This is a genomic window from Nitrosomonas sp. H1_AOB3 (genome assembly GCF_015709435.1).
Classification (GTDB): Bacteria; Pseudomonadota; Gammaproteobacteria; order Burkholderiales; family Nitrosomonadaceae; genus Nitrosomonas; species Nitrosomonas europaea.
Genome location: NZ_CP054389.1, coordinates 1298196 through 1321065, shown reverse-complemented (window position 1 = coordinate 1321065; position 22870 = coordinate 1298196). Strand labels below are relative to the sequence as shown.

Genomic DNA, 22870 nt, shown 5'->3' with positions numbered 1-22870 from the left:
GAAAGTGAGAGATTGATATGAACGTTCTCGTTACCGGCGGTGCCGGTTACATTGGTTCTCATACCTGTGTCGAATTATTGACGGCCGGGTATGAAGTAGTGATATTCGATAATTTCTGTAACAGTCATCCAGAGGCATTGCGCCGTATCGAACAGATCACCAGTAAGAAAATCACTATCGTCACAGGCGATATACGTAATCAGGTTGCGATAGAAAAAGCGTTGAAAGATTACGGATGCGAGGCTGTGATTCACTTTGCCGGGCTCAAGGCGGTAGGAGAATCGGTCGAAAAGCCGCTCGAATACTATGACAATAACGTCATCGGTACTCACCGGCTGCTGGCAGCAATGCAAAATTGTGGTGTCTATACACTGGTTTTCAGTTCCTCGGCGACGGTTTACGGTGAGCCGCAGCGTCTGCCTCTGACGGAAGATCATCCGTTGTCCGCTACCAATCCGTATGGCCGCAGCAAGCTTATCATCGAGGAAATGTTGCGCGATGTGTATCGGGCTGACCCTCGATTTCGTATCGCCATTCTGCGTTATTTCAATCCTGTCGGGGCGCATGATAGCGGCCTGATTGGTGAAGATCCGCAGGGTATCCCCAATAATCTGATGCCTTTCGTTGCGCAGGTTGCCGTGGGGCGGCGTGAATATCTGAATGTATGGGGGAGTGATTACCCGACGCATGATGGAACCGGTGTGCGAGATTATATTCACGTCGTGGATCTTGCGCTGGGGCATCTCGGTGCACTGGATTACCTTACCGTGCCGCAATGTATGGCAATCAATCTGGGTACAGGCATTGGCTACAGTGTTCTGGACGTGATCAAGGCCTTTGAGGAGGCCAGCAGCCGGCAGATAGATTATCGGCTTGCGTCCAGACGATCCGGTGATGTAGCTGCCTGCTACGCAAACCCTGCACTTGCTGAGAAGCTGCTGAGGTGGAAAGCACAACGCGATCTTGCTGTGATGTGCAGGGATCACTGGCGCTGGCAGAAGAACAATCCGGCAGGATATGTATGAATCGATACCCTGGTGGGTATCGTTGTAAATGATCGTAACCTGCTAAATAAGCAGAACTATTTTCTTGCCGGTCCTTCCGGGATATGGCAAAATTCCGCCCGCCGTGCAGTTTTTGTGCACGACTTGACCATCATCAATTCCCTCAATTAACTCATCTCAAAAATATGAAAGAATCTGAACAACCATCGATCATTCTGAATGAACGGGTCATCCAATCCAGCATTGCTGCAGAGACTATGTCAACGGGTGGTTCTGTAGCCAGTGCTCCGGTCAAAGTGAGCAATGAGCCAACTGCAGTCATTGACAGTGTCTCACCTATACAGATGGGACATGATCTTGTCGAAGACGCAACGAAAAAGAAAAAATTCAAAGTTGGCCAGATTCTGATAAGGGGGTTCTTATGCACTCCTTTTCTGGCCTATGCCACGGCATTGTGCGCGTTGCTGGTTTCACAAGGCTGGCCAACGGCAGCAGCTGGCCTGCTTTTCCCGGCAGGCTACGTGATGCTGTCAATACTGGGTCTGGAGATGGCGACAGGTAGTTTTTCAGTGATGCCGATGGGACTCTTTGCCGGCAGATTTGGATTGGGGAGTGTGATACGCAACTGGTCCTGGACGTTTGTCGCCAATCTGATTGGTGGTGTTTTCTTTGCGTACCTGCTTTGGTTCTCACTGACCAAAGGAGGAGCAGTCGAACCTCCAGGGGTTCTCACTACACTGGCGCATCTTGCAGAAAAAAAGGCTTCCTATGCAGGGTATGGGGTGAACGGCTGGTTTGCAGCCATTGGTATGGGAATACTGTGTAATTGGCTGGTGAGTCTTGCTCCGGTTTTTGCCAAGGGATCGCGCAGTGTGCCCGGTAAGGTCATGTTAATGTGGTTACCACTTGCGACCTTCTTCTCACTTGGTTTTGAGCACGCGGTGGTTAATATGTTTGTCTTCCCGATTGGCATTCTGTCGGGTGCAGATGTGACGATTTCCCAGTGGTGGTTGTGGAATCAGATTCCCGTCACGATAGGCAATATGCTGGGAGCGGTGATATTCAATTCAACCTTGTGGTATCGCACGCACAGGGCATAAAGTAAAGACTGCAGTGATCTGCCGGATGGTGGATCACTGCAAGTTTCAGGTATTGATGATTTTGGTTCCAAACATTACTCGAAGCGTCCAGGCGATTGCCCAGGCACTTCCAATCAGTAGCAGTAACTGCCCTAGAACACGCTGATCACTCAAGAGATAATTTGCGCAGAGACGATCGGGCAGATCGAGATAGAGCCACCCCAGACGCATGAAAGTAGCCCAGAATTCCAGTTTCAGGACACCTTGTGCAATCGGATTGAGCTGGGGCCAGCTTACTCCCAGTGCGATACCCATCGCCGGGACGGTGATGAATTTTCCCAGCTCCACGTACCATTCGGATACAGCAGCATCCAGTGCGCGTGGCAGCATCCAATAGGTCATGATCACAATGGCGAGAGCCATGCCTGTTATTCCCCACCGGTTCCATGGAGCTATTTTGTTGCTCCAGCTTTCAGGCAGTGTTCTGCCGAATATCCATCCGATGACTGTCAGTGCCGGGAGCTGAACGAGCATGTGCGTTACCATGCTCTGTTCCAGAAAGCGCTGCATCGGGGGGAGGGTAAGTATGATGAATGCTGCCAGAAGCAGCCATTCCGGTTTAATTTTCAGACGCATTATCCTTCCCCTCCAATGCCTGATTCAGGTAGGCGCGTAGTTCATCCATCTGTTCCATTCCAAAAATAGCGACCAGTTTTCCATCCGGGTTGATGATATGGTAACCGGCAGAGTGTGTATAACCACCGTACTCATCAGGAATGACGATCACTTTAAAGAAATCGAGGATAGCTTCTTTCTGGGACGGGCTGGTTGGCCGGGCAGCTACCCAGTTTTTGAAATCAGCAGAAAAATGACTTAAATGTTCTTTCAGTCTTTGGGGCGTATCTTTTTCCGGATCGAAGGTGATACTGAGAAAGCGCAGCTTGTCTGATTTTCCCTCGTCAGAGAAATCTTTTTGCAGATTCTTGAGGTTGCCGCTAAGTATCAAACATACGCTGGGGCAACTTGTATAGATGAAATCTACAACAATGAGATGCCCATGCCAGTCTTGAAAAGTGAAGGTTTCTGCATCCTGATTCTGCAGTTGCCAGTCGGGTACAGAACGGGGATTTTCACGAATTTCAAGGCGGCGTGCTTCTTCAGCTGTAAAAGCACGCCCTCCATCGGTACTTATCCAAAGAATGAGTGTTCCTGAGATGGCTACGAAAAGTGTTGCCAGGAAAGTCCTCATTCCTTTTTCCTCCTATGGTGAGGGGGTATCGATTATCCTTGCCAGATTCCGGCAATTCTCCATTTATACAGGAGAAATTGCCGGTGTTTCTGTTTTAACGAGGGTTGCTGGCGCCTGGCAAACTGACCAGTGCACGAATGATGAACAACAACATTCCCAGAACAACCAGTGCAGCGGCAACAGTTCCTACCTGAGCAAAACTGACCCATTCAGGCATGTGTGCTGCCCAGCGGCGAGGAATACTGCTTGCGCCGCTGGCGAGGAAGACCATGGATGTCATGAATGCACCGATCAGATAGGCATAGAAACCAAGTTTGTCGGTTGCTTTAGGTTGTTCTTTACTATCACCTTCACCCGCCAGAAAGTAGGCGAAGCCGATGAGCATCGGCAGTAATCCCAGCAGCAGGTAGAAATGGAAATGACCAGGTACCCACAGTGTGTTGTGGAAAGCACGGTTAACCGTAACCATTGCATCCAGAATCGCAGGGATTACACCAGCCCACCAGCCAAACATGGATAAGAACAGCAGTTTGGCCGAAGTGGTCCATTTGATACCTGAACGGTATACGATCATCAGGGCACCGTAGCCGGTAACCACCATCACTGGAATACCACTGCCAAAAGAAAGCACCTGTCCTACTACGAGTGCCCAATTCGGCATCGCGAAGTCCATCATGAGGTGGTGTGGATAGACACCCATTACCATGAATACAATTGCAAACCAGGCTGCATAAAATGGTTTATTGGTTTTCCATGGACGACCAGTGTAGCGTGGCAGGAGTTCATAAACAGCGATGACTGATGCGTAGATAGTGGCATTGATGACAACGTGGCCAAAGAAGTAGATCAGGTTTTTCATCAGCAGCGCATCTGGCTTGAATTCAGGATAGAACAGATTGATCAGTCCCATCACCAGTACCACGGCACCTGCAGCGATACCCATAAAATTGACAATTAATACCATTGTGCTGGCAACTACTGCCGCTGGATGTTTGTAGTCTACCGGCTCTTTACCGAAAAGCTGGGTAAGTCCCAGTGCACGAGCCAGACTGCCGTAGCGAGCCAGAATGGCACGGCCAAAGTCCAGATAGAGGATAAGGAAGCCGACTCCGATGATAAGCAGACCAGCTTGAAACAGTGCTGCTGCACCATTCGACCAGGCACCCATTGAAATGGCGGGTAGCGGGAAGAGGAACGTCCATGCACCACCATATTTACCAACGAAAATGGAGCCGAGGATCAGCACGACACCTGTCAGAAAAATAAAGAAGTTCGTCCAGAAAATCCCGTTGCTCAGACGAACGTACTGACGCAGGAAATACCACTGTACACCGGTTGATGTGATCATTGCCGCACCCACAACGCCTACACCGTGCACAGTCATAATCTGATAGAACAGATCAGCGCCAATTTCCAACCAGGTACCTTGCGCTGCACGCATGGTAAAGCCTGCAATCATCATTAATAAAAATACTAAAAATCCCGCAATTAAATGGGATTTGACGGCGATCAGGGCATTCCGATTTTCCGGGTCGGAATACTCAATCTTTCCATTTACTTCAGTTGCACTCATTGTGTCCTCCAATACGTTTTTAGCTGTATTAAATGTTGTACTAATTATTCAACGGTCAATTCGCTAATCATGGCGTGATGTGCCAGACCACAATATTCCAGACAAAGAATTTTATATTTTCCGGGTTTGTCGAACGTATGAATAAGCTTATTGGTGTAACCCGGCATCGCCTGAGTTTGGGCAACTAATGTCAGTTTTTCATCGTAGATACCGAAACCATGGTTGACATCAGCAGAAGACACTTGAAATTCAACCGGTTGGCCTGCCTTTACGGTAGAAGGTGTCATTATCCAATACCATTGATGGCTATCCACAGTGACATTTTGATAGTCACCACCCGAGTATTCTTTTTTCTGATCGGGTGTTGGAAATGGATTCGTTGAAAGCACAGAGACGGTAATTCCTAATACAAGCAGAAAAAGAAACCATTTGCTGCGTACACCGTACCATTTTTTTGTGATTGACGGATAATCCGGATCAGCTTCCTTCGAATTGGCAATCACAAAATAAAAGACTGCGATGACCAAACCGATACCCACGAGTGTGATGGCATAAACTGTTGAGATCATTTTAAACTTTCCCCCTCCTTGTTTGTTAAACAAGTCGCGGAATCTACATTTGATAAAAGTTGCTGTCAACAGTTAATTATCGAAGGTCAAAATCCATTTTTGTCTTGTGGTTTATTGAGTTAGCGTTGATCGACCCCGGAATAAAAAGGGCATTTTTGCATTGGACGAGATGATGTTTTTAGCTTCTTCATCGGGTATGCCATTGCACTGCCGGCACAGAGATTCTGTTACTGAAATGGGCTTTATGGGATAATTGCGCGCATACAGCTGGTACTCATATCTGGATCAAAATGAAAACGTTATATGACAAACTCTGGAGTGACCATGTAGTGCATGCGGAATCGGATGATCCGAATGGCATGGTTATTCTGTATATCGATCGCCATCTGGTACATGAAGTTACCAGCCCTCAGGCTTTTGAGAGCCTGAAGCTGGCCGGACGCAAACCCTGGCGGACTGGCTCGATTCTGGCGGTAGCCGATCATAATGTTCCAACGACGGATCGAAGCAGTGGTATCAGCGATCCTGTATCCCGTTTACAAGTCGAAACGCTGGATCAGAATTGTGAGGAATTCGCGATTACCGAATTCAGAATGAACGATGAACGTCAGGGAATCGTTCATGTGATCGGGCCTGAGCAAGGTGCGACACTGCCTGGTATGACCGTGGTGTGTGGAGATTCCCATACCAGTACACATGGGGCATTTGCTTGTCTGGCATTTGGTATCGGGACATCCGAGGTTGAACATGTTCTGGCGACACAATGTCTGGTGGCCCGGAAATCCAAAACTATGCTGGTCAGGGTTGAAGGGGATCTGCCACCTGGTGTGACGGCCAAAGATATTGCACTGGCTGTTATTGGTGAAATAGGTACGGCCGGCGGTACGGGTTATGCCATTGAATTTGCCGGCAGCGCGATACGATCGCTTTCCATGGAAGGCCGGATGACGCTCTGCAATATGGCGATCGAGGCGGGTGCCCGTGCAGGTATGGTTGGAGCGGATGAGGTTACGATCGATTATATCAAGGGGAGACCCTTTGCTCCGCAGGGAGCGCTGTGGGATCAGGCGGTGGCTTACTGGCGTACATTGAAAAGTGATGAAGATGCGGTGTTCGATCGGATGGTGGAATTGAAGGCAGTCAACATCAAACCGCAGGTAACCTGGGGCACCTCACCAGAAATGGTGACCACGGTGGATGGGTATGTGCCCGATCCTGCGGATATCAGTGATCCGACCAAACGCCATGATGTCGAACATGCACTCGGGTATATGGGACTGAAGCCGAAGATGCCCATTCAGGAAATAACGCTGGATAAAGTTTTCATTGGTTCCTGTACCAATTCACGCATAGAAGATCTGCGCGCAGCAGCAGAAATCGTCAAAGGAAAACGGATTGCCCCGAATATCAGGCTGGCTATGGTGGTCCCTGGTTCCGGTCTGGTCAAATCGATGGCAGAGAAGGAGGGGTTGGATAAAATTTTTCTGTCGGCGGGATTCGAATGGCGCGAACCCGGATGTTCGATGTGCCTGGCTATGAATGATGACAGATTGTTACCTGGAGAGCGTTGTGCCTCGACTTCCAATCGTAATTTTGAAGGCCGGCAAGGCCCCGGCGGGCGAACACATCTCGTCAGCCCTGCCATGGCAGCCGCTGCTGCAATAGCTGGCCATTTCGTTGATGTGCGTTCTTTTATTCGGTAAGTGAGGTTTTTTTATTTTTAAAGGAGATCGATAATGAAAACGCTGTCCACATTATTTCTATTGTTGGCCATCGTTGCACAGTTGACTGCCTGTAATACCATACAGGGATTTGGCAAGGATGTTCAACGTGGCGGTGAAGCCATTGAAAAAACTGCAAAATAAACAGAATGGAAAAATTTGAGCAGTTCAAGGGAATAGTTGCGCCGCTGGATCGCGCAAACGTGGATACGGATGCGATTATTCCCAAGCAGTTTCTGAAATCGATCAAACGCTCAGGTTTTGGCCAGAACCTGTTTGATGAGTGGCGCTATCTCGATTATGGAGAGCCGGGGAAGGATATTTCATTACGGCAGCTTAATCCCGATTTCATATTGAACCAGCCGCGTTATCAAGGGGCCAGGATTCTGGTCGCACGCGACAATTTTGGTTGTGGATCCAGCAGGGAGCATGCTCCCTGGGCTTTGCAGGATTATGGTTTTGCTGTAATCATTGCGCCGAGTTTCGCCGATATTTTTTATAACAACTGCTTCAAGATCGGTCTATTGCCAATTGTGTTGGAAGCTTCCATCGTTGACAGGCTGATCAGGGATACACTCGAGACAGACGGTTATCGACTGGAAGTGAATCTGGATGCGCAAACCGTGACGACCCCTTCCGGCGAGATCCACCGGTTTGAAGTTGATTCATTCCGTAAGCACTGTCTGCTTAACGGGCTGGATGAAATCGGGCTGACGCTGCAGCATGCCGATAAAATCAGAACATTTGAAATGAATCGTCGCGATCGACAACCCTGGCTATTTTTACAGCAAAGTGGAGACAAACTGAGAACATGAAAATTGCGCTGCTTGCCGGTGACGGGATCGGGCCTGAAATCATGGCTCAGGCTGAGCGGGTATTACGCTATTTCCAGCAGGAAGGTTTGCAGATCGAGCTTGAACCTGGTTTGCTGGGTGGTTGTGCGGTGGATGCCACCGGTGAACCTTTTCCGGAAGCAACACGCCAGTTGGCAATCGAGGCGGATGCCATACTGCTGGGGGCAGTAGGTGGAACTCAATACGACGGCTTGCCTCGCGATAAACGGCCAGAGCAGGGGTTGCTGGCCATTCGGAAGGAACTCAACCTGTTTGCCAATTTGCGGCCGGTAGTGCTGTATCCGGAGCTGTCGAATGCTTCGACACTGAAGCCGGAAGTTGTCGCTGGTCTGGATATTCTGATTGTGCGTGAGCTGACTGGAGATATTTATTTCGGGAGACCGCGAGGCATCGAATACCGAGACGGGCAGAAAGTGGGCTTTAATACGATGATTTATTCTGAATCAGAAATCAGGCGTATCGCTCATGTGGCGTTTCAGGCAGCAGGCAGGCGAAACGGCAGGCTTTGCTCGGTGGACAAAATGAATGTCCTGGAATGCACGCAATTATGGCGTGATGTGGTGACGGAAACTGCGCAGTCGTATCCGGACGTTACGCTCTCACACATGCTGGTGGACAATGCAGCGATGCAGCTGGTACGCAACCCCCGGCAATTCGATGTGGTGGTTACGGGAAATATGTTCGGTGATATTTTATCAGATGAAGCATCCATGCTGACAGGCTCGATCGGAATGCTTCCTTCTGCTTCTCTGGATGACCGAAATAAAGGTTTGTATGAGCCTATTCACGGATCTGCCCCGGATATCGCCGGTAAAGGGATTGCCAACCCGTTGGCGACTATCTTATCTGCGGCAATGATGTTGCGATACTCTTTCAATCAGGAAACGGCCGCATCACGAATCGAGCATGCCGTTCAGAAGACATTGCAGCAAAGCTATCGTACCGAAGATATTTATGAAGCGGGTATGAAAAAGATCGGTACTGTGGAAATGGGGGATCGTGTCCTGGCAAACTTGCAATCCCGGTGATTCTACTGTTTCGTTACATGCTGTTTTTCTATTTCTGTTTATCGCCCGGTTTTACCGCTTTTTTCTGATTCTTTGATGGTATGCCGGATAGTAAGCTGTCAGGGGTGCGTAACATTAAAACTATTTTGTAAAAGGTTGAGTGAATTACATGAAACAAGTCGGATTTGTGGGCTGGCGCGGTATGGTGGGCTCTGTTCTCATGCAGCGGATGCGTGAAGAAAATGATTTCTCATTAATCGAGTCCGTGTTCTTTTCAACTTCGCAAGTGGGTGAAAAGGGGCCGGATATTGGCCGGGAAGCAGGGTTACTCAAGGATGCCTACGATATCGCAGCCTTGCGGGAAATGGATATCATCATATCCTGCCAGGGCGGAGATTACACCGGCGACGTTTTTAAAAAGCTGCGTGAGTCCGGCTGGCAGGGATATTGGATTGATGCCGCTTCTACACTCAGGATGAGTGATGATGCAATTATCATTCTTGATCCCGTTAATCGTTCGGTGATCGATGATGCATTGAATAAGGGTGTCAAGAATTATATCGGGGGTAATTGTACGGTCAGCCTGATGCTGATGGCCGTTGGCGGATTGTTCGACCAGGACATGGTTGAGTGGGCAAGTATCATGACTTATCAGGCGGCATCAGGGGCAGGCGCGCAAAACATGCGTGAACTGCTGCAGCAGATGGGAGAAACTCACGATGTCGCAAAAGATTTACTGGAAGATCCTGCTTCCAACATATTGGATATCGATCGCAAGGTTGCTGAGAAATTGCGTGACAAAGAATTTCCCGCTCAGAATTTTGGTGTTCCACTGGCTGGAAGCCTTATTCCATGGATCGATCGCGAGGTTGCACATGGACAGAGCCGGGAAGAATGGAAAGGGCAGGCCGAGACCAATAAAATTCTTGGGCACGGCGATGACCCCGTACCGGTTGACGGGATTTGTGTGCGAGTGGGAGCCATGCGTTGCCACAGTCAGGCATTGACGATCAAGTTGAAGAAGGATATTCCACTGGAAAAGATCGAGGAAATCATCGCAGCATCCAACAAATGGGTTCATGTGATTCCCAATGAAAGGGAAGCCACCACCAGGGAACTTACTCCGGTTGCGGTTACCGGGAAGCTCGATATTCATGTTGGCCGCATACGCAAATTGAATATGGGAAGTGAATATCTCTCTGTTTTTACGGTGGGAGATCAGTTATTATGGGGCGCGGCCGAACCATTGCGCCGAATGCTGCGCATCTTGGTCGAAGATAAGGCTGCATAAAATCTTTCCAATCGTTCCTGGTTTTGAACCACTGCACAGCAGAAGTGTTATGACATTTCTCTATGATATCTGCTGTTTTTACGGTTCTCGAACCATGGTACTCGGATAACGTCGAGGGGTATTCGTGTGAAGATAATGAATTTCAGGGCCAGGGATATATCTCCTTGCGTTTTATACAAAGCATTTTTGACAGGTATGCTTATGTCCGTCTGGGTCGTACAGGCGGCTGGTCTGGGAAAATTGACCGTGAGCTCATATCTTGGTCAGCCTCTCAAAGCAGAGATAGCTCTGGAATCGGTAACTGATAAAGAAATCAATACGCTATCTGCCAGGCTTGCTTCACCCAAAATTTTTCAGAAAGCAGGTATCAATCTTGCCCCCTATCATGCGACTTTGTCCGTGGCTGTGGAAAAACGAACGGATGGGCAGCCTTATGTTCGCGTGGTTTCATCACAGGCAATCAGTGAACCTTTTCTTAAATTACTGATCGAGCTTCACTCATCCTCGGGGCGTATGCTACGTGAGTACAACGTTCTGCTTGATCCTGCCGATACCCGGAAACCGGCCACTGCGCCGCCGGTTATACAATCAGCCGGCAACCAGGCAGAAGATTCTGCTGCAACTGCTGCGGGGGAAACGCAGCCTTTCGTTAAAGCAGAAAGGCAGTCATCGGTATCTCAGGAGAAATCAGCCGTTCAGACTGGTAATACCTATGGTCCGGTTATGCAGGGAGATACCTTGAGCAGAATTGCAAGACAGGTATCCCCTGATAGCGTCAGTCTCAATCACATGCTGGTTGCGCTGTATCGTGCGAACAGAGATGCTTTCCTCGAAAAGAATATGAATCTGCTCAAGGTGGGCGTCATTCTGCGCATTCCCGACGAGGAAGAGATATCGTCCATTACGGTTAAAGAAGCTGCTCGTGAAGTAGCGGTGCAGAAAGAAAGCTGGAACAGTTATCGTCAGAGAATTGCGGATCTGGCCGGCGATGCACCGGGAAAGAACGAGCTGAAACAGTCTCAATCGGGAAAAATCATAACCGTTTCTGAAGATACTTCGGTTGCAGGATCAGGCAAACCGGAAGAGGTGCTGATTCTTTCGAAAGGTGAATTGCTGGATGACAGCCATTCATCTGTCAAAAGTGCTGAAAGCAAGACTGCTCAGAACTATTTGCACATGATGGAAGAAGATGCGATTGCAAAAGAGCGGGCATTGCGTGAAGCGAATGAGCGAGTGGCCATTCTGGAGCAGAATGTCGCCAAATTACAGCGCCTGCTGGAGTTGAAAGAGGAGGCTTCCGGGAACAAGGGGCAAGCTGAATTAGATCAGGCTCAACATGTATCTGACCTGCAACCAGTTCCTGTAATAACTGATCAGACCGGAACCGTGGCTGAGACTTCTGAATCAGCTGCTCAGACTCCGGAAAAATCGGCATTGCCTGTTACCATTCCTGTACAGCCGGTTAATCCGGTGTCGTCGGCTAAATCTCTCCAGCCAGCCGACCCTGTATCAGAGGAGCCTGCTTTGATGGATACACTGGTTGAGTCTGCGATGGAGAACAGTGAATGGGTTGTTGGTGGCCTGGCGACATTGCTGACGATTGCTCTCGGAGCGTCGGTGGTTCGTCGCAGAAGAGCACAGACAGAAGATCTGAACGCTGAAGATGATCTATATGATTTTGATGAGAAGGATAATGGCTCGGGAACATCAGTAATGGCTGAAGCCATGCCATCTGGTTTAGAAAATCTGGAAAGTTCGGAGAGTACGATTGGATCAGCCCAACAGGCTGCTGGCCCGATAATGATGGAAAATTCCAGTTCGACTGACGATCACACTGATGTCGATCCGGGGTTGTTTTTTGGAAGCAGGCAGGATGAGAGGATCACAGAAGATTCTTTTCTCGATGATTCAGCCAGCCAGATCCAGGAAGAAGAGGATGCGACATTCAACGAACTGGATGAATTGGGTTATGAGATCAAAATTGATACGGAAGAGCCTGATCAGACTGAATACAAGCAAGAGGCCGTCGTTGAAACCGGAGAAAATGATAAAGATGATATAGGTGAGCAGTGGATTTTCACGGCCACTGATACCGGTCTGGAGCGTAAGCCCGATTCAGTGCAGCAGCAGGATACTGTTGAAGAATTTGTTTCATTGCATGATGAGCATCAGATCGATTTTGATCTGGATCTTCCGGTTGACACGGAAGCTCAAGAATCGGAATCGCACGTGAAGGATGAATTGTCGGATTTGGGTTCCAGTCTGGCGAATATTGATCTTGATCTGGGAGATAAGCCTGATACGAAGTTTCAATCGGGTGAATATTCTGAAGCTGAGGAAATGCAGTGGCAGGAAGTCGCGACTAAACTCGATCTGGCCAAAGCCTATCTTGAAATGGATGATAGGGACGGAGCCAGGGAAATTCTTGAAGAAGTGCTGCGCGAAGGTGATGATGAACAACAATCCACGGCTCGTTCCATGTTGGATCAAATAAGTTGAGCCTCTGATCCGCCGGGAACATTTCTGGTGATCCAGAAGAAATACAAACCTCTTTTGATCTGAATAGATTCTTATATTGACCATTCTGGTCAGGTGGTTTTCTATGTCTTCAAATCGGGATGACAGCGATACCACCCAAAAGGAATAAAACATTTTTTCGTGAAAATCGTTCTGGCGCTGGAATATGACGGCCGTGGCTATTGTGGTTGGCAAAAACAGCCCGGCTGCCTTTCTGTACAGAGCCGACTGGAGAGTGCTTTATCAGGGATTGCGGGCAGACAGATACAGGTTGTCGCAGCAGGGAGAACTGATGCAGGCGTGCATGCATTATGTCAGGTGGTGCATCTTGAGACCTGTGTACGACGGCCTTTGAATGCCTGGATCAGAGGAACCAACGCACTTTTGCCAGGTGATATTTCGATATTGGAAGCTTCGGAAGTCAGTGATGATTTCCATGCCCGCTTTAGTGCAACCGAGCGTACCTATTTGTATTATCTGTTGAGTCGTCCTGCCCGTCCCGGTATTCATTACGGAAAAATCGGGTGGGTTCATTACCCGCTCGATCTTGAGAAAATGCAGATGGCAGCAAAGCTGCTGATTGGCAAACATGATTTCAGTGCATTTCGTTCATCGGAGTGTCAGTCGAGAACTGCCATACGGCAGCTTACCAGGCTGAATATCAGCCAGCATCAGCAGATTTTCGTTTTTGAATTCTGTGCCAATGCATTTCTGCATCACATGGTTCGAAACATTCTCGGCGGATTGGTTTATGTTGGCCGGGGAAAATATCCTCCTGAATGGATGCGGATACTCCTGGAAAAACGTGACCGTACACTTGCCGCGCCGACATTCTCGCCGGATGGATTGTATTTGTCTGGTGTCCGATACGATGCCAGATGGAATTTGCCTGTTTTTAACGTTAACCGGCCGCTGGATATCATATAGAACGATTCAGAGCATAACTATCCGGAGAATCCGACAGAGTGCTAAAAGGAGATTGAGTGCGCATCCGTGTAAAAATATGCGGTATTACCCGCCTGGAAGATGCCATGGCTGCTGTGCAGCATGGTGCGGATGCCATCGGCTTTATTTTATGGCCGCAGAGTGAACGATATATTTCACCTGAAGAAGCGGGACGGATCGTGAAATGCCTGCCCCCGTTCGTACGGGCGGTAGGTGTGTATGTAAATCCTGATAAATCGTGGGTGGAGGAGACCAGTGCCACTGCCGGGCTTGACCTCCTGCAGTTTCATGGGGATGAATCTGCCGATTTCTGCAGCCGGTTTCATCTGCCGTATATCAAAGCTGTTCGTGTCCGGGACGGGCTGGATTTGCTACAATACGCGCAACATTACGCGGGAGCCAGAGGATTATTGCTGGATGCTTATACAGCAGGAATACCAGGGGGGACTGGCCATGTGTTCGATTGGAAACTCATTCCCGCAGAGTTGCCGTTGCCATGGATACTGTCCGGCGGACTTCATCCCGGCAATATTACCGATGCCATCGGACAGACACATCTGTCAGCAATCGATGTTTCGAGTGGTGTCGAGGTCACCAAAGGTATCAAGGATGTGAACAAAATTTCTGCTTTCATGCAAAGAGTGAGGTCCTGTGAAGATGTACGATCTTCCTGATAAACGTGGTCATTTTGGCCCGTATGGCGGTACATTCGTGGCTGAAACCCTGATTTCCGCCCTGGATGAGCTGTGTAAGCAGTATGAATACTATCGTGATGATGCCGAATTCCAGGCAGAGTTTTTTCATGAGCTCAAACATTATGTAGGTCGCCCCAGTCCCATTTACCACGCCAAACGCTGGTCAGAACATCTGGGGGGCGCACAAATCCTGCTGAAACGTGAAGACCTCAATCACACAGGCGCACACAAGGTAAACAATACCGTGGGTCAGGCTTTGCTTGCAAGGCGAATGGGAAAAGGTCGCATCATCGCTGAAACGGGTGCTGGTCAGCATGGGGTGGCCAGTGCTACCGTTGCTGCCCGGTATGGAATGGAATGTGTCGTATACATGGGTTCCGAGGATGTCAAACGACAGGCCACCAACGTTTATCGTATGAAGTTGCTCGGAGCCACGGTCATTCCGGTCGATTCAGGTTCGTGCACACTCAAGGACGCATTGAATGAAGCCATGCGTGACTGGGTTACCAACGTAAGTAACACTTACTACATCATTGGAACGGTGGCAGGGCCACATCCTTATCCAATGATGGTCAGAGATTTTCAGGCAATTATCGGGAATGAGGCCAGGCAACAGATGCGGGAAGAGTATGGCAGACAGCCGGATGCTCTGATCGCATGCGTGGGAGGGGGATCCAACGCCATTGGCCTGTTCTATCCTTATATTGATGAAGAAAATGTCCGGATGATCGGTGTGGAAGCTGCCGGCAAAGGGATCGATACACACGAGCATGCAGCCACGCTGGTGACGGGCAGACCAGGTGTGTTGCATGGTAATCGTACTTATCTGATACAGGATGAGCACGGTCAGATCATCGAGACACATTCAATTTCTGCCGGCCTGGATTATCCGGGTGTAGGACCGGAGCATGCATGGCTCAAGGATTGTGGTCGTGCCGAGTATGTGGCTGTGACGGATGACGAAGCACTGACTGCATTTCATGCGCTTTGCCGGTTCGAGGGCATCATCCCTGCTCTGGAATCCAGCCATGCCCTGGCTTATGCAGCCAAACTCGCACCAACGCTCAATAAAGACCAGTTGCTTCTGATCAATCTGTCCGGCCGTGGAGACAAGGATATGGCAACGGTAGCGCAGCAGTCGGGCATTTCGCTCTAACTGGGCAGCCCATGAACCTTATCCTGCCTGAATTTTTCTGGTCATCTGTCAAATGAATCGTATCCAATCTGTCTTTTCCCGGCTCAAATCACAGAATAGAGCTGCGCTCATTCCCTTCATCACGGCGGGTGATCCTGACGCAACTACGACAGTGGCGTTGATGCACCGGTTGACGCAGGCCGGAGTGGATCTGATCGAACTGGGAGTCCCGTTTTCTGATCCCATGGCGGACGGGCCAACCATACAGCGCTCTTCAGAGCGTGCATTGAAACATCACATCAGTCTGAAAGATGTATTCTCCATGGTAGCCGAGTTCAGGAAAACCAATCAGAGCACACCGGTGGTCCTCATGGGATATGCCAACCCGATCGAGGCCATGGGCTATAAAGATTTTGTGCAGGCAGCTGGCCATGCCGGAGTCGATGGTGTTCTGGTCGTCGATTATCCGCCGGAAGAATGTACTGAATGGGTGCGCTATTTGAAAGAGCAGAACATCGATCCGATTTTTCTGTTATCTCCCACGACACCTGAGTCACGCATCAGGCGGGTTGCGGAGCTTGCCAGAGGGTACGTCTATTATGTTTCTCTGAAGGGAGTTACGGGCGCTTCACATCTTGATTTGCATGAGGTTGGCGACAAACTGTCGCAGCTTCGTTCGTACATCAACATTCCGATTGGAGTAGGTTTCGGTATACGAGATGAACAAACGGCACGGCGTATTGCAGAACAGGCTGATGCGGTAGTCATAGGCAGCCGCATCGTGGAAGAAATCGAACACTCTCCAGCGGCGGATCTGCTGGCGAATGTGGGAGCCCTGGTAGAGTCTTTGCGGCGTGCAATCGACGCAAAATCCGATCATTCTTCTATTACGGAGAAGTGATGTATGAGTTGGTTTGAAAGCATCATTCCACCCAAAATCAAACGTAAGGAGAACGGTGAGAAAAAGGCCGTTCCCGAAGGCTTGTGGAGCAAATGTGCCAGTTGCGAGGCTGTACTTTACTGTACCGATCTGGCAAAAAATCTCAATGTTTGTCCCAAATGTGGTCACCACAACCGCATTTCAGCCCGCAAGCGTCTCGAACTGTTACTGGATTCTCAGGATCGCCATGAAATCGGTACCGATATCATTCCGCAGGATCCCCTGAAATTTCGTGACAGCAAACGCTATACGGACAGGCTGAGCGATGCACATGAAGCTACTGGCGAGACAGATTCACTGGTGGCCATGCGTGGCAATATCAAATCAGTCCCGGTTGTTGCTGCTGTTTTCGAATTTGGTTTTATGGGTGGATCCATGGGATCCGTGGTTGGTGAGCGTTTCGTCCGTGCTGTAAAAGCCTGTGTTACACATCATCTGCCTTTCATCTGTTTCAGTGCAAGCGGGGGGGCCCGTATGCAGGAAGGCTTGTTTTCGCTGATGCAAATGGCGAAGACGACCGCAGCACTGGAGCAGTTGAGCAAAGAGCGGCTGCCTTTTATTTCTGTGCTGACAGATCCTACGATGGGAGGAGTCTCTGCCAGTTTCGCATTCATCGGTGATGTCGTGATTGCCGAGCCTGGAGCGCTGATCGGTTTTGCCGGACCGCGTGTCATCGAGCAAACCGTACGCCAAACATTACCCGAAGGTTTTCAGCGAGCAGAGTTTTTACTGGCGCATGGTGCCATAGATCTGATCATCGATCGCCGCGAAATACGTGATCGGCTGGCAAATCTCTGCACGTTACTGATGCGTATCCCGGTTCCTGTATTACCGACTGCCGTGCCTGCAGATCCCTGATGGTTGTTGATTCGGCCGCAGATCAAGTCCGGATTGCTTGAGACTCGCTGTTACCCTTTGAACGGCTGCCATGTCAAATGAAAGCGACCATGTAAGTCTGCTGTTTGCCATGGCTGCAATACTTCCTTTACTCCTCCTCATTCAGATCGATGATTGATATCCGACCAGCAACTCTGGAGAGCTGGTTAAGCTATCTCGAAAAACTTCACCCTAAAATGATCGATATGGGTCTGGAACGAGTGAAGAAAGTCAGAGATGCCTTGAAATTGAAGCCGGAGTTTCCCGTCATTACCATTGCTGGCACAAATGGCAAAGGCTCAGTCTGCGCGATGCTTGAGTCGATACTCGGCTGCGCATCCTACCGGGTGGGGTGTTATACCTCACCGCACTTGTTGCGTTACAACGAGCGGATACGGGTCGATCGACATGACATCACCGATGAAGTCCTGTGTGAGGTATTCGCTGAAATTGAATCTGCACGTGAATCAGTTCAGACTACGCTGACCTATTTTGAATTCGGTACCCTGGCTGCCATGCTGATATTCCTGCGGTCGCGTGTGGATGTGGCCATCCTGGAAGTCGGGTTGGGGGGGCGCCTGGATGCAGTCAATGTGTTCGATACCGACTGTGCGATTCTGACCAGTATCGATCTGGATCATACGGATTACCTCGGATCGATACGGGAAGCCATCGGTCAGGAGAAGATCGGTATCTTCCGGGCAGACAAACCGGCGATCTGTGCCGAACCGGATATCCCCGGCAATCTTCGCGAAAAGATGCGAGCCATGAATGCCAGACTCTACTGTATCGATGAAGCTTTCAGCTATACCGCAGATCATCTACAATGGCGCTATCGGGGCGTGTCCGGACATCATTGCAGCTTACCGCTGCCGGCTCTCAAGGGAGACTGTCAATTGCAAAACGCGAGTGCAGTGTTGGCTGCACTGGAAGTCCTGGAAGAGGTATTTCCTGTCCCGATGGATGCCATCCGTCGTGGATTGGTCGAAGTCACCTTGGCGGGCAGATTTCAAATGATTTCAGCGCGACCTGTGATCATTCTGGACGTGGCACATAATCCGGCAGCAGCTCGCAGATTGTCGGCCAATCTGGAAACTCTGCCGGTAAAAGGGCGTACTTATGCAGTGGTAGGGATGCTGAAAGACAAGGATATGGCCGGCACGCTTCGGGCACTGAAAAACAATGTGGATTGCTGGCTGATCTCGGGTCTGGATGTCGCAAGAGGTGCGTCGGCGAATGAAGTCCTGCAGGCACTCGAGGATGCCGGTGTTGAACGGCGGAATATTCTGCATGCGTTCCCGGATGTGCAGAGTGCCTATGTTTACGCACATGAACATGCCAGTGATGATGATAGAATATGCGTATTCGGGTCGTTTCATACCGTTAGCCCAGTGATGACGGGTTTAGGCGAATCAGATTCTTAAAGATGAGCGGATAATCAAAAATGATCAAAAATGTCAGTGAAGAAGAAATTCTTCTGAGGAAGCGTGCCAGAAGACGCTTTATCGGTGCCGTTACATTCGTGATTCTGTCGGTTGTCTTCCTGCCCATGATTCTCGATGATGCACCTCAGCAGGAACAACAGCAGATCGATATCCAGATTCCTTCCGAAGAACTGACAGCAGAAACTTATCCGTGGATGACTCCGGAAAATGCTCCAGCCATTGATGAAGCAGAGATTGCATCTGATCCGGATAAACCGTTACCTTTCAGTGACTCCGAGTACTCCGGGAAAATAGAAAGTGGTAGAAGCACGAGTGGAATACCGGTTCCTGCTAAAAAACCACCGTTTGTAAAATCCACTCCGGCTTCGGTTCCAGCGCCGGTTGTGCAGGAGAAGGTGCCTGCCGGTAACAATGTGAAAGTACAGGAAGGTGCATTTGTCATACAATTGGGTGCATTTTCCGATGTTTCCAAAGCAAAGCAGCAACAGCAGAATCTCGTTGCAAACGGAATCAGGGCATATACCGAGACGATCAAGGTCGGCAACAATGAAATGACTCGCGTGCGTATCGGCCCGTTTGCCACACGGGACGCTGCCGAAGCAGAGCATGAACGCTTGAAAAAGACCGGTTTGAGCGGTGTCGTGACGACTAAATGACCGTTTTTGATTACATCGTTATTGGAATCATATCTTTCTCAGCCTTGCTGAGTATTACGCGCGGTCTGGTACATGAAATAGTGTCGCTTCTTGCCTGGATCATTGCATTCTTTGTCGCCAGCCGTTATTCAGTCAATGTGGCACCCTTGCTGACAGGTATGATCGAGAACGAATCCATACGTATGCTGGTCGCATTCAGTGCGACCTTTTTCATCGTTCTCCTGATCACGATGCTGGCATCCAAACTGCTGTCTGCACTGGTGAGGGGAGTGGGGCTTGGTCTGATAGACAGGATGCTGGGGGCACTATTCGGGATGATTCGCGGGCTGGTGATCGTATTGTTTCTGATAACAGCGGCCGGTTTTACGCCACTGCCGCAACAGCCCTTCTGGAAACAGGCGGTACTGAGCGAACCTCTGGAAGTAATGACAGCAGATATCATTCCCTGGTTACCTCAGGATTTCAGAAATCTCATTGGTTTCGACAGAAACAGCTAACATTCATGTCGTGACCGAATAAGAAATTCGTATCTCGTGGCTCATACAGATACGGCAGTCAGTTGCAGGAAGTTTTATGATCCACTTTTTTCAGCGAGTTCGCTATGTGTGGAATTTTAGGCGTGGTAGCCCGGTCACCCGCCAATCAGTTGCTCTATGATGGTCTGTTGATGCTGCAGCACCGTGGTCAGGATGCTGCCGGTATCGTTACTGCACAAGGTAACAGCTTTCACATGCATAAAGGTCTCGGTCTGGTACGGGATGTTTTCCGTACCCGGGATATGCGTGCGCTGCCGGGGTACATGGGCATCGGCCATGTACGCTACCCCACGGCGGGATCTTCAACCTCTCCTGCTGAAGCACAGCCTTTTTACGTAAATTCCCCGTTTGGTATCGTGCTGGCCCATAACGGTAATCTGACCAATGCGGAAACCCTCAATCAGGAACTGTTTCTTGCAGACCGGCGTCACGTCAATACGCATTCCGATTCAGAAGTATTGTTGAATGTACTGGCGCACGAGTTGCAGGAACGTGCCGTCGGTTATCAGCTTGACCCGGCTGAGATTTTCTCGGCAGTAGCCGGTGTACACGAACGCTGTCAGGGCGCCTATGCCGTTATTGCCATGATTGCAGGCTATGGTCTGCTCGCATTCCGCGATCCGTACGGAATCAGGCCGCTCGTGTTCGGTTCAGTAGAAACAGATGCGGGTACCGAGTATATGGTGGCTTCCGAAAGTGTTGCGCTGGATACGCTGGGTTTTCGTCTCATCCGCGATGTTGCTCCCGGAGAAGCCATTTTTATCGATATGGAAGGGCATTTCTACAGCCATCAGTGCGCTGTTCAAACCAGCCTGAATCCCTGTATTTTTGAGTACGTTTATCTCGCCCGGCCTGATTCGATGCTGGATGGAATATCGGTTTATGAAACCCGTCTCAACATGGGTGTCAATCTGGCGGACAAGATCAGTACTTCCATGCAACATCTCGATATCGATGTCGTCATTCCGATTCCGGAATCCAGCCGTCCGAGTGCCATGCAGCTTGCCAACCGTCTTGGGATCAGTTTCAGGGAAGGGTTCGTCAAGAATCGTTATGTGGGCAGAACCTTTATTATGCCAGGCCAGCAACAACGCCGGAAATCGGTCAGGCAGAAGCTGAATGCGATCGAAATAGAATTTCGCGGCAAGAATATCCTGCTGGTCGATGATTCCATCGTGCGTGGAACCACCAGTCGGGAAATCGTCCAGATGGCGCGTGAGGCTGGTGCCAACAAGGTTTATTTTGCTTCGGCCGCACCACCGGTACGTTTTCCTAATGTTTACGGTATCGATATGCCAACTCGTCAGGAACTGATTGCAACAGATCGAACCGATGAGGAAATATGTCGTGAAATCGGTGCGGATTATCTGGTTTATCAGAATCTGGATGCGCTCAGGCAAGCAATCACTCAGATCGATCCACAGATCAGGCATTTTGAAACATCCTGTTTCGATGGACGATACATCGCAGGCAATATCACTCAGGAATATCTCTGCAGAATCGAGTCACAACGCAACAATCCCGGCCTGTCTCAGGGTGAGCGTACCACTCAGCTTGATTTAGCTCTGTTATCAACGGATTAATCATAAAAGAACAATCATGACGAACGATCTGGATCCGGAAACACTGGCCATTCATACCGGTGTTCACCGCAGTCAATTCAATGAACATTCGGAATCACTTTACCTGACCTCGAGTTTTGTATTTGACAGTGCTGCCCAGGCTGCAGCGCGTTTTTCCGGACAAGAGCCCGGGAATATCTATTCGCGTTTCACTAACCCGACCGTGACTGCAATGCAGGAACGGCTGGCTGTTCTGGAGGGTGCAGAAGCCTGTATTGCGACTGCTTCCGGTATGTCTGCCATTCTCACCTGTGTCATGGGCCTGTTGTCTGCCGGGGATCATATCGTTGCTTCGCGCAGCCTGTTTGGATCTACTGTCAGTCTGTTCAACAATATTCTCAGTCGCTTCGGTATTCAAACGACATTTGTTTCAGCGACGGATCCTGCTGAATGGCAGGCTGCAGTCAGGCCCAACACCAGGTTGTTTTTCCTGGAAACACCTTCCAATCCGCTGACTGAGATTTCCGATATTGCTGCACTGGCAGAAATAGCCAAACGAGCCGGTGTGTGGCTGGCAGTGGATAACTGTTTCTGTACGCCGATCATACAGCAGCCACTCAAGCTGGGTGCGGATCTGGTGATTCATTCAGCAACGAAATATCTGGATGGGCAGGGCAGAGTACTGGGGGGGGCCATCCTGGGTAAACGTGATTTACTCATGGACAGTGGCATATTCAGTTTTCTGCGAACTGCCGGCCCGTCTCTGAGTGCATTCAATGCCTGGATCATCCTGAAAGGGATGGAAACATTGAGTCTCAGAGTGAAGGCACATTCGGATCATGCATTGGAAGTGGCACGCTGGCTGGAAACCCATCCTCGGGTGGAGCGTGTGTTTTATCCCGGTCTGCCATCACATCCGCAACATGAGCTTGCAATGCGCCAGCAGAAAACAGGAGGGGGTATCGTTTCGTTCGAGGTGAAAGGCGGCAGGGAAGCTGCCTGGCGTGTTGTCGATGCCGCCCGGCTGATGTCGATTACAGCCAATCTTGGTGATACCAAAAGTACATTGACACATCCTGCTACCACGACTCACGGACGCATCAGTCAGGAAGCACGTGAAGCTGCCGGAATCAGGGATGGTTTGCTGCGTATCGCGGTAGGTCTGGAATCACCAGATGACCTCAAGGCCGATCTTGCTCGCGGATTGCAATAAACG

At 49.8% G+C, this 22870-nt stretch carries 22 protein-coding genes; 18 read left to right on the top strand and 4 right to left on the bottom strand.

Features of this window, described 5'->3' with window-relative positions; all coding sequences use genetic code 11:
• Window positions 1-17 precede the first annotated feature (17 nt).
• Together galE and HRU73_RS06190 are read left to right on the top strand one after the other, a co-directional pair.
• Complete coding sequence (gene galE / locus HRU73_RS06195; RefSeq protein WP_011111300.1) at window positions 18-1025, top strand: UDP-glucose 4-epimerase GalE; 1008 nt, start codon at window positions 18-20, stop codon at window positions 1023-1025.
• Window positions 1026-1189: 164 nt separating this feature from the next.
• On the top strand, window positions 1190-2104 hold the full coding sequence (locus HRU73_RS06190; protein WP_276677636.1) for a formate/nitrite transporter family protein: 915 nt from the start codon (window positions 1190-1192) through the stop codon (window positions 2102-2104).
• A 45-nt stretch (window positions 2105-2149) separates the two neighbouring features.
• Here the strand turns inward: HRU73_RS06190 and HRU73_RS06185 are convergent, their stop codons facing one another.
• The 4 genes from HRU73_RS06185 to HRU73_RS06170 all read right to left on the bottom strand — a co-directional run bounded on the left by HRU73_RS06185 (window position 2150) and on the right by HRU73_RS06170 (window position 5474).
• Entirely contained in the window at window positions 2150-2719 is a 570-nt protein-coding gene (locus tag HRU73_RS06185) for a hypothetical protein (RefSeq protein ID WP_011111302.1), read from the bottom strand.
• A complete protein-coding gene (locus HRU73_RS06180) occupies window positions 2703-3332 on the bottom strand; it encodes an SCO family protein (RefSeq protein ID WP_276677634.1) in 630 nt (209 codons plus the stop codon). Before HRU73_RS06180 ends, HRU73_RS06185 begins: the two co-directional genes overlap by 17 nt.
• 94 nt (window positions 3333-3426) lie before the next feature.
• Complete coding sequence (locus HRU73_RS06175) at window positions 3427-4905, bottom strand: cbb3-type cytochrome c oxidase subunit I (protein ID WP_011111304.1); 1479 nt, start codon at window positions 4903-4905, stop codon at window positions 3427-3429.
• Between the two features lie 44 nt (window positions 4906-4949).
• Window positions 4950-5474 (bottom strand): cupredoxin domain-containing protein, encoded by a 525-nt coding sequence (locus tag HRU73_RS06170; RefSeq protein WP_011111305.1) that lies wholly within the window; start codon window positions 5472-5474, stop codon window positions 4950-4952.
• A gap of 290 nt (window positions 5475-5764) precedes the next feature.
• On the opposite strand from HRU73_RS06170, the gene leuC reads away from it, so the two are divergent.
• The 16 genes from leuC to HRU73_RS06090 all read left to right on the top strand — a co-directional run bounded on the left by leuC (window position 5765) and on the right by HRU73_RS06090 (window position 22867).
• Window positions 5765-7177: a 3-isopropylmalate dehydratase large subunit gene (gene leuC / locus HRU73_RS06165; RefSeq protein WP_011111306.1), complete on the top strand. Its 1413-nt coding sequence runs from the start codon at window positions 5765-5767 to the stop codon at window positions 7175-7177.
• 33 nt (window positions 7178-7210) lie between these two features.
• On the top strand, window positions 7211-7339 hold the full coding sequence (locus HRU73_RS06160) for an entericidin A/B family lipoprotein (protein ID WP_011111307.1): 129 nt from the start codon (window positions 7211-7213) through the stop codon (window positions 7337-7339).
• 5 nt (window positions 7340-7344) lie between these two features.
• Window positions 7345-8010: a 3-isopropylmalate dehydratase small subunit gene (leuD, locus tag HRU73_RS06155; RefSeq protein WP_287399926.1), complete on the top strand. Its 666-nt coding sequence runs from the start codon at window positions 7345-7347 to the stop codon at window positions 8008-8010.
• Window positions 8007-9077: a 3-isopropylmalate dehydrogenase gene (gene leuB / locus HRU73_RS06150; RefSeq protein WP_287399925.1), complete on the top strand. Its 1071-nt coding sequence runs from the start codon at window positions 8007-8009 to the stop codon at window positions 9075-9077. The genes leuD and leuB overlap by 4 nt, the downstream gene beginning before the upstream one ends.
• Window positions 9078-9225: 148 nt before the next feature.
• The gene (asd, locus tag HRU73_RS06145; RefSeq protein WP_011111310.1) at window positions 9226-10347 is read left to right on the top strand and encodes an aspartate-semialdehyde dehydrogenase; all 1122 of its coding nucleotides are present in this window, start codon (window positions 9226-9228) and stop codon (window positions 10345-10347) included.
• Window positions 10348-10548: 201 nt separating this feature from the next.
• Window positions 10549-12846: a motility hub landmark protein FimV gene (locus tag HRU73_RS06140; protein ID WP_287399924.1), complete on the top strand. Its 2298-nt coding sequence runs from the start codon at window positions 10549-10551 to the stop codon at window positions 12844-12846.
• Between the two features lie 159 nt (window positions 12847-13005).
• A complete protein-coding gene (gene truA, locus HRU73_RS06135) occupies window positions 13006-13791 on the top strand; it encodes a tRNA pseudouridine(38-40) synthase TruA (protein WP_287399923.1) in 786 nt (261 codons plus the stop codon).
• Window positions 13792-13847: 56 nt separating this feature from the next.
• Window positions 13848-14483 (top strand): phosphoribosylanthranilate isomerase, encoded by a 636-nt coding sequence (locus tag HRU73_RS06130; protein ID WP_287399922.1) that lies wholly within the window; start codon window positions 13848-13850, stop codon window positions 14481-14483.
• Window positions 14461-15660 carry a tryptophan synthase subunit beta gene (trpB, locus tag HRU73_RS06125; RefSeq protein WP_287399920.1) on the top strand — a complete coding sequence of 400 codons (1200 nt, stop codon included), beginning with the start codon at window positions 14461-14463 and terminating at the stop codon, window positions 15658-15660. Before HRU73_RS06130 ends, trpB begins: the two co-directional genes overlap by 23 nt.
• Window positions 15661-15712: 52 nt before the next feature.
• Entirely contained in the window at window positions 15713-16540 is an 828-nt protein-coding gene (gene trpA / locus HRU73_RS06120) for a tryptophan synthase subunit alpha (protein WP_287399918.1), read from the top strand.
• Between the two features lie 3 nt (window positions 16541-16543).
• Window positions 16544-17437 carry an acetyl-CoA carboxylase, carboxyltransferase subunit beta gene (gene accD, locus HRU73_RS06115; RefSeq protein WP_011111316.1) on the top strand — a complete coding sequence of 298 codons (894 nt, stop codon included), beginning with the start codon at window positions 16544-16546 and terminating at the stop codon, window positions 17435-17437.
• Window positions 17438-17586: 149 nt separating this feature from the next.
• Entirely contained in the window at window positions 17587-18879 is a 1293-nt protein-coding gene (folC, locus tag HRU73_RS06110) for a bifunctional tetrahydrofolate synthase/dihydrofolate synthase (RefSeq protein WP_287399915.1), read from the top strand.
• Window positions 18880-18899: 20 nt separating this feature from the next.
• Window positions 18900-19556, top strand: coding sequence for an SPOR domain-containing protein (locus HRU73_RS06105; protein WP_287399914.1), 657 nt, complete (start codon window positions 18900-18902; stop codon window positions 19554-19556).
• Window positions 19553-20053 (top strand): CvpA family protein, encoded by a 501-nt coding sequence (locus tag HRU73_RS06100; protein WP_287399913.1) that lies wholly within the window; start codon window positions 19553-19555, stop codon window positions 20051-20053. Before HRU73_RS06105 ends, HRU73_RS06100 begins: the two co-directional genes overlap by 4 nt.
• A 104-nt stretch (window positions 20054-20157) precedes the next feature.
• Window positions 20158-21675, top strand: a complete 1518-nt coding sequence (gene purF / locus HRU73_RS06095) for an amidophosphoribosyltransferase (protein WP_287399911.1) — start codon at window positions 20158-20160, stop codon at window positions 21673-21675.
• Between the two features lie 16 nt (window positions 21676-21691).
• The gene (locus HRU73_RS06090) at window positions 21692-22867 is read left to right on the top strand and encodes an O-succinylhomoserine sulfhydrylase (RefSeq protein WP_281871395.1); all 1176 of its coding nucleotides are present in this window, start codon (window positions 21692-21694) and stop codon (window positions 22865-22867) included.
• The last annotated feature ends 3 nt before the right edge of the window (window positions 22868-22870 follow it).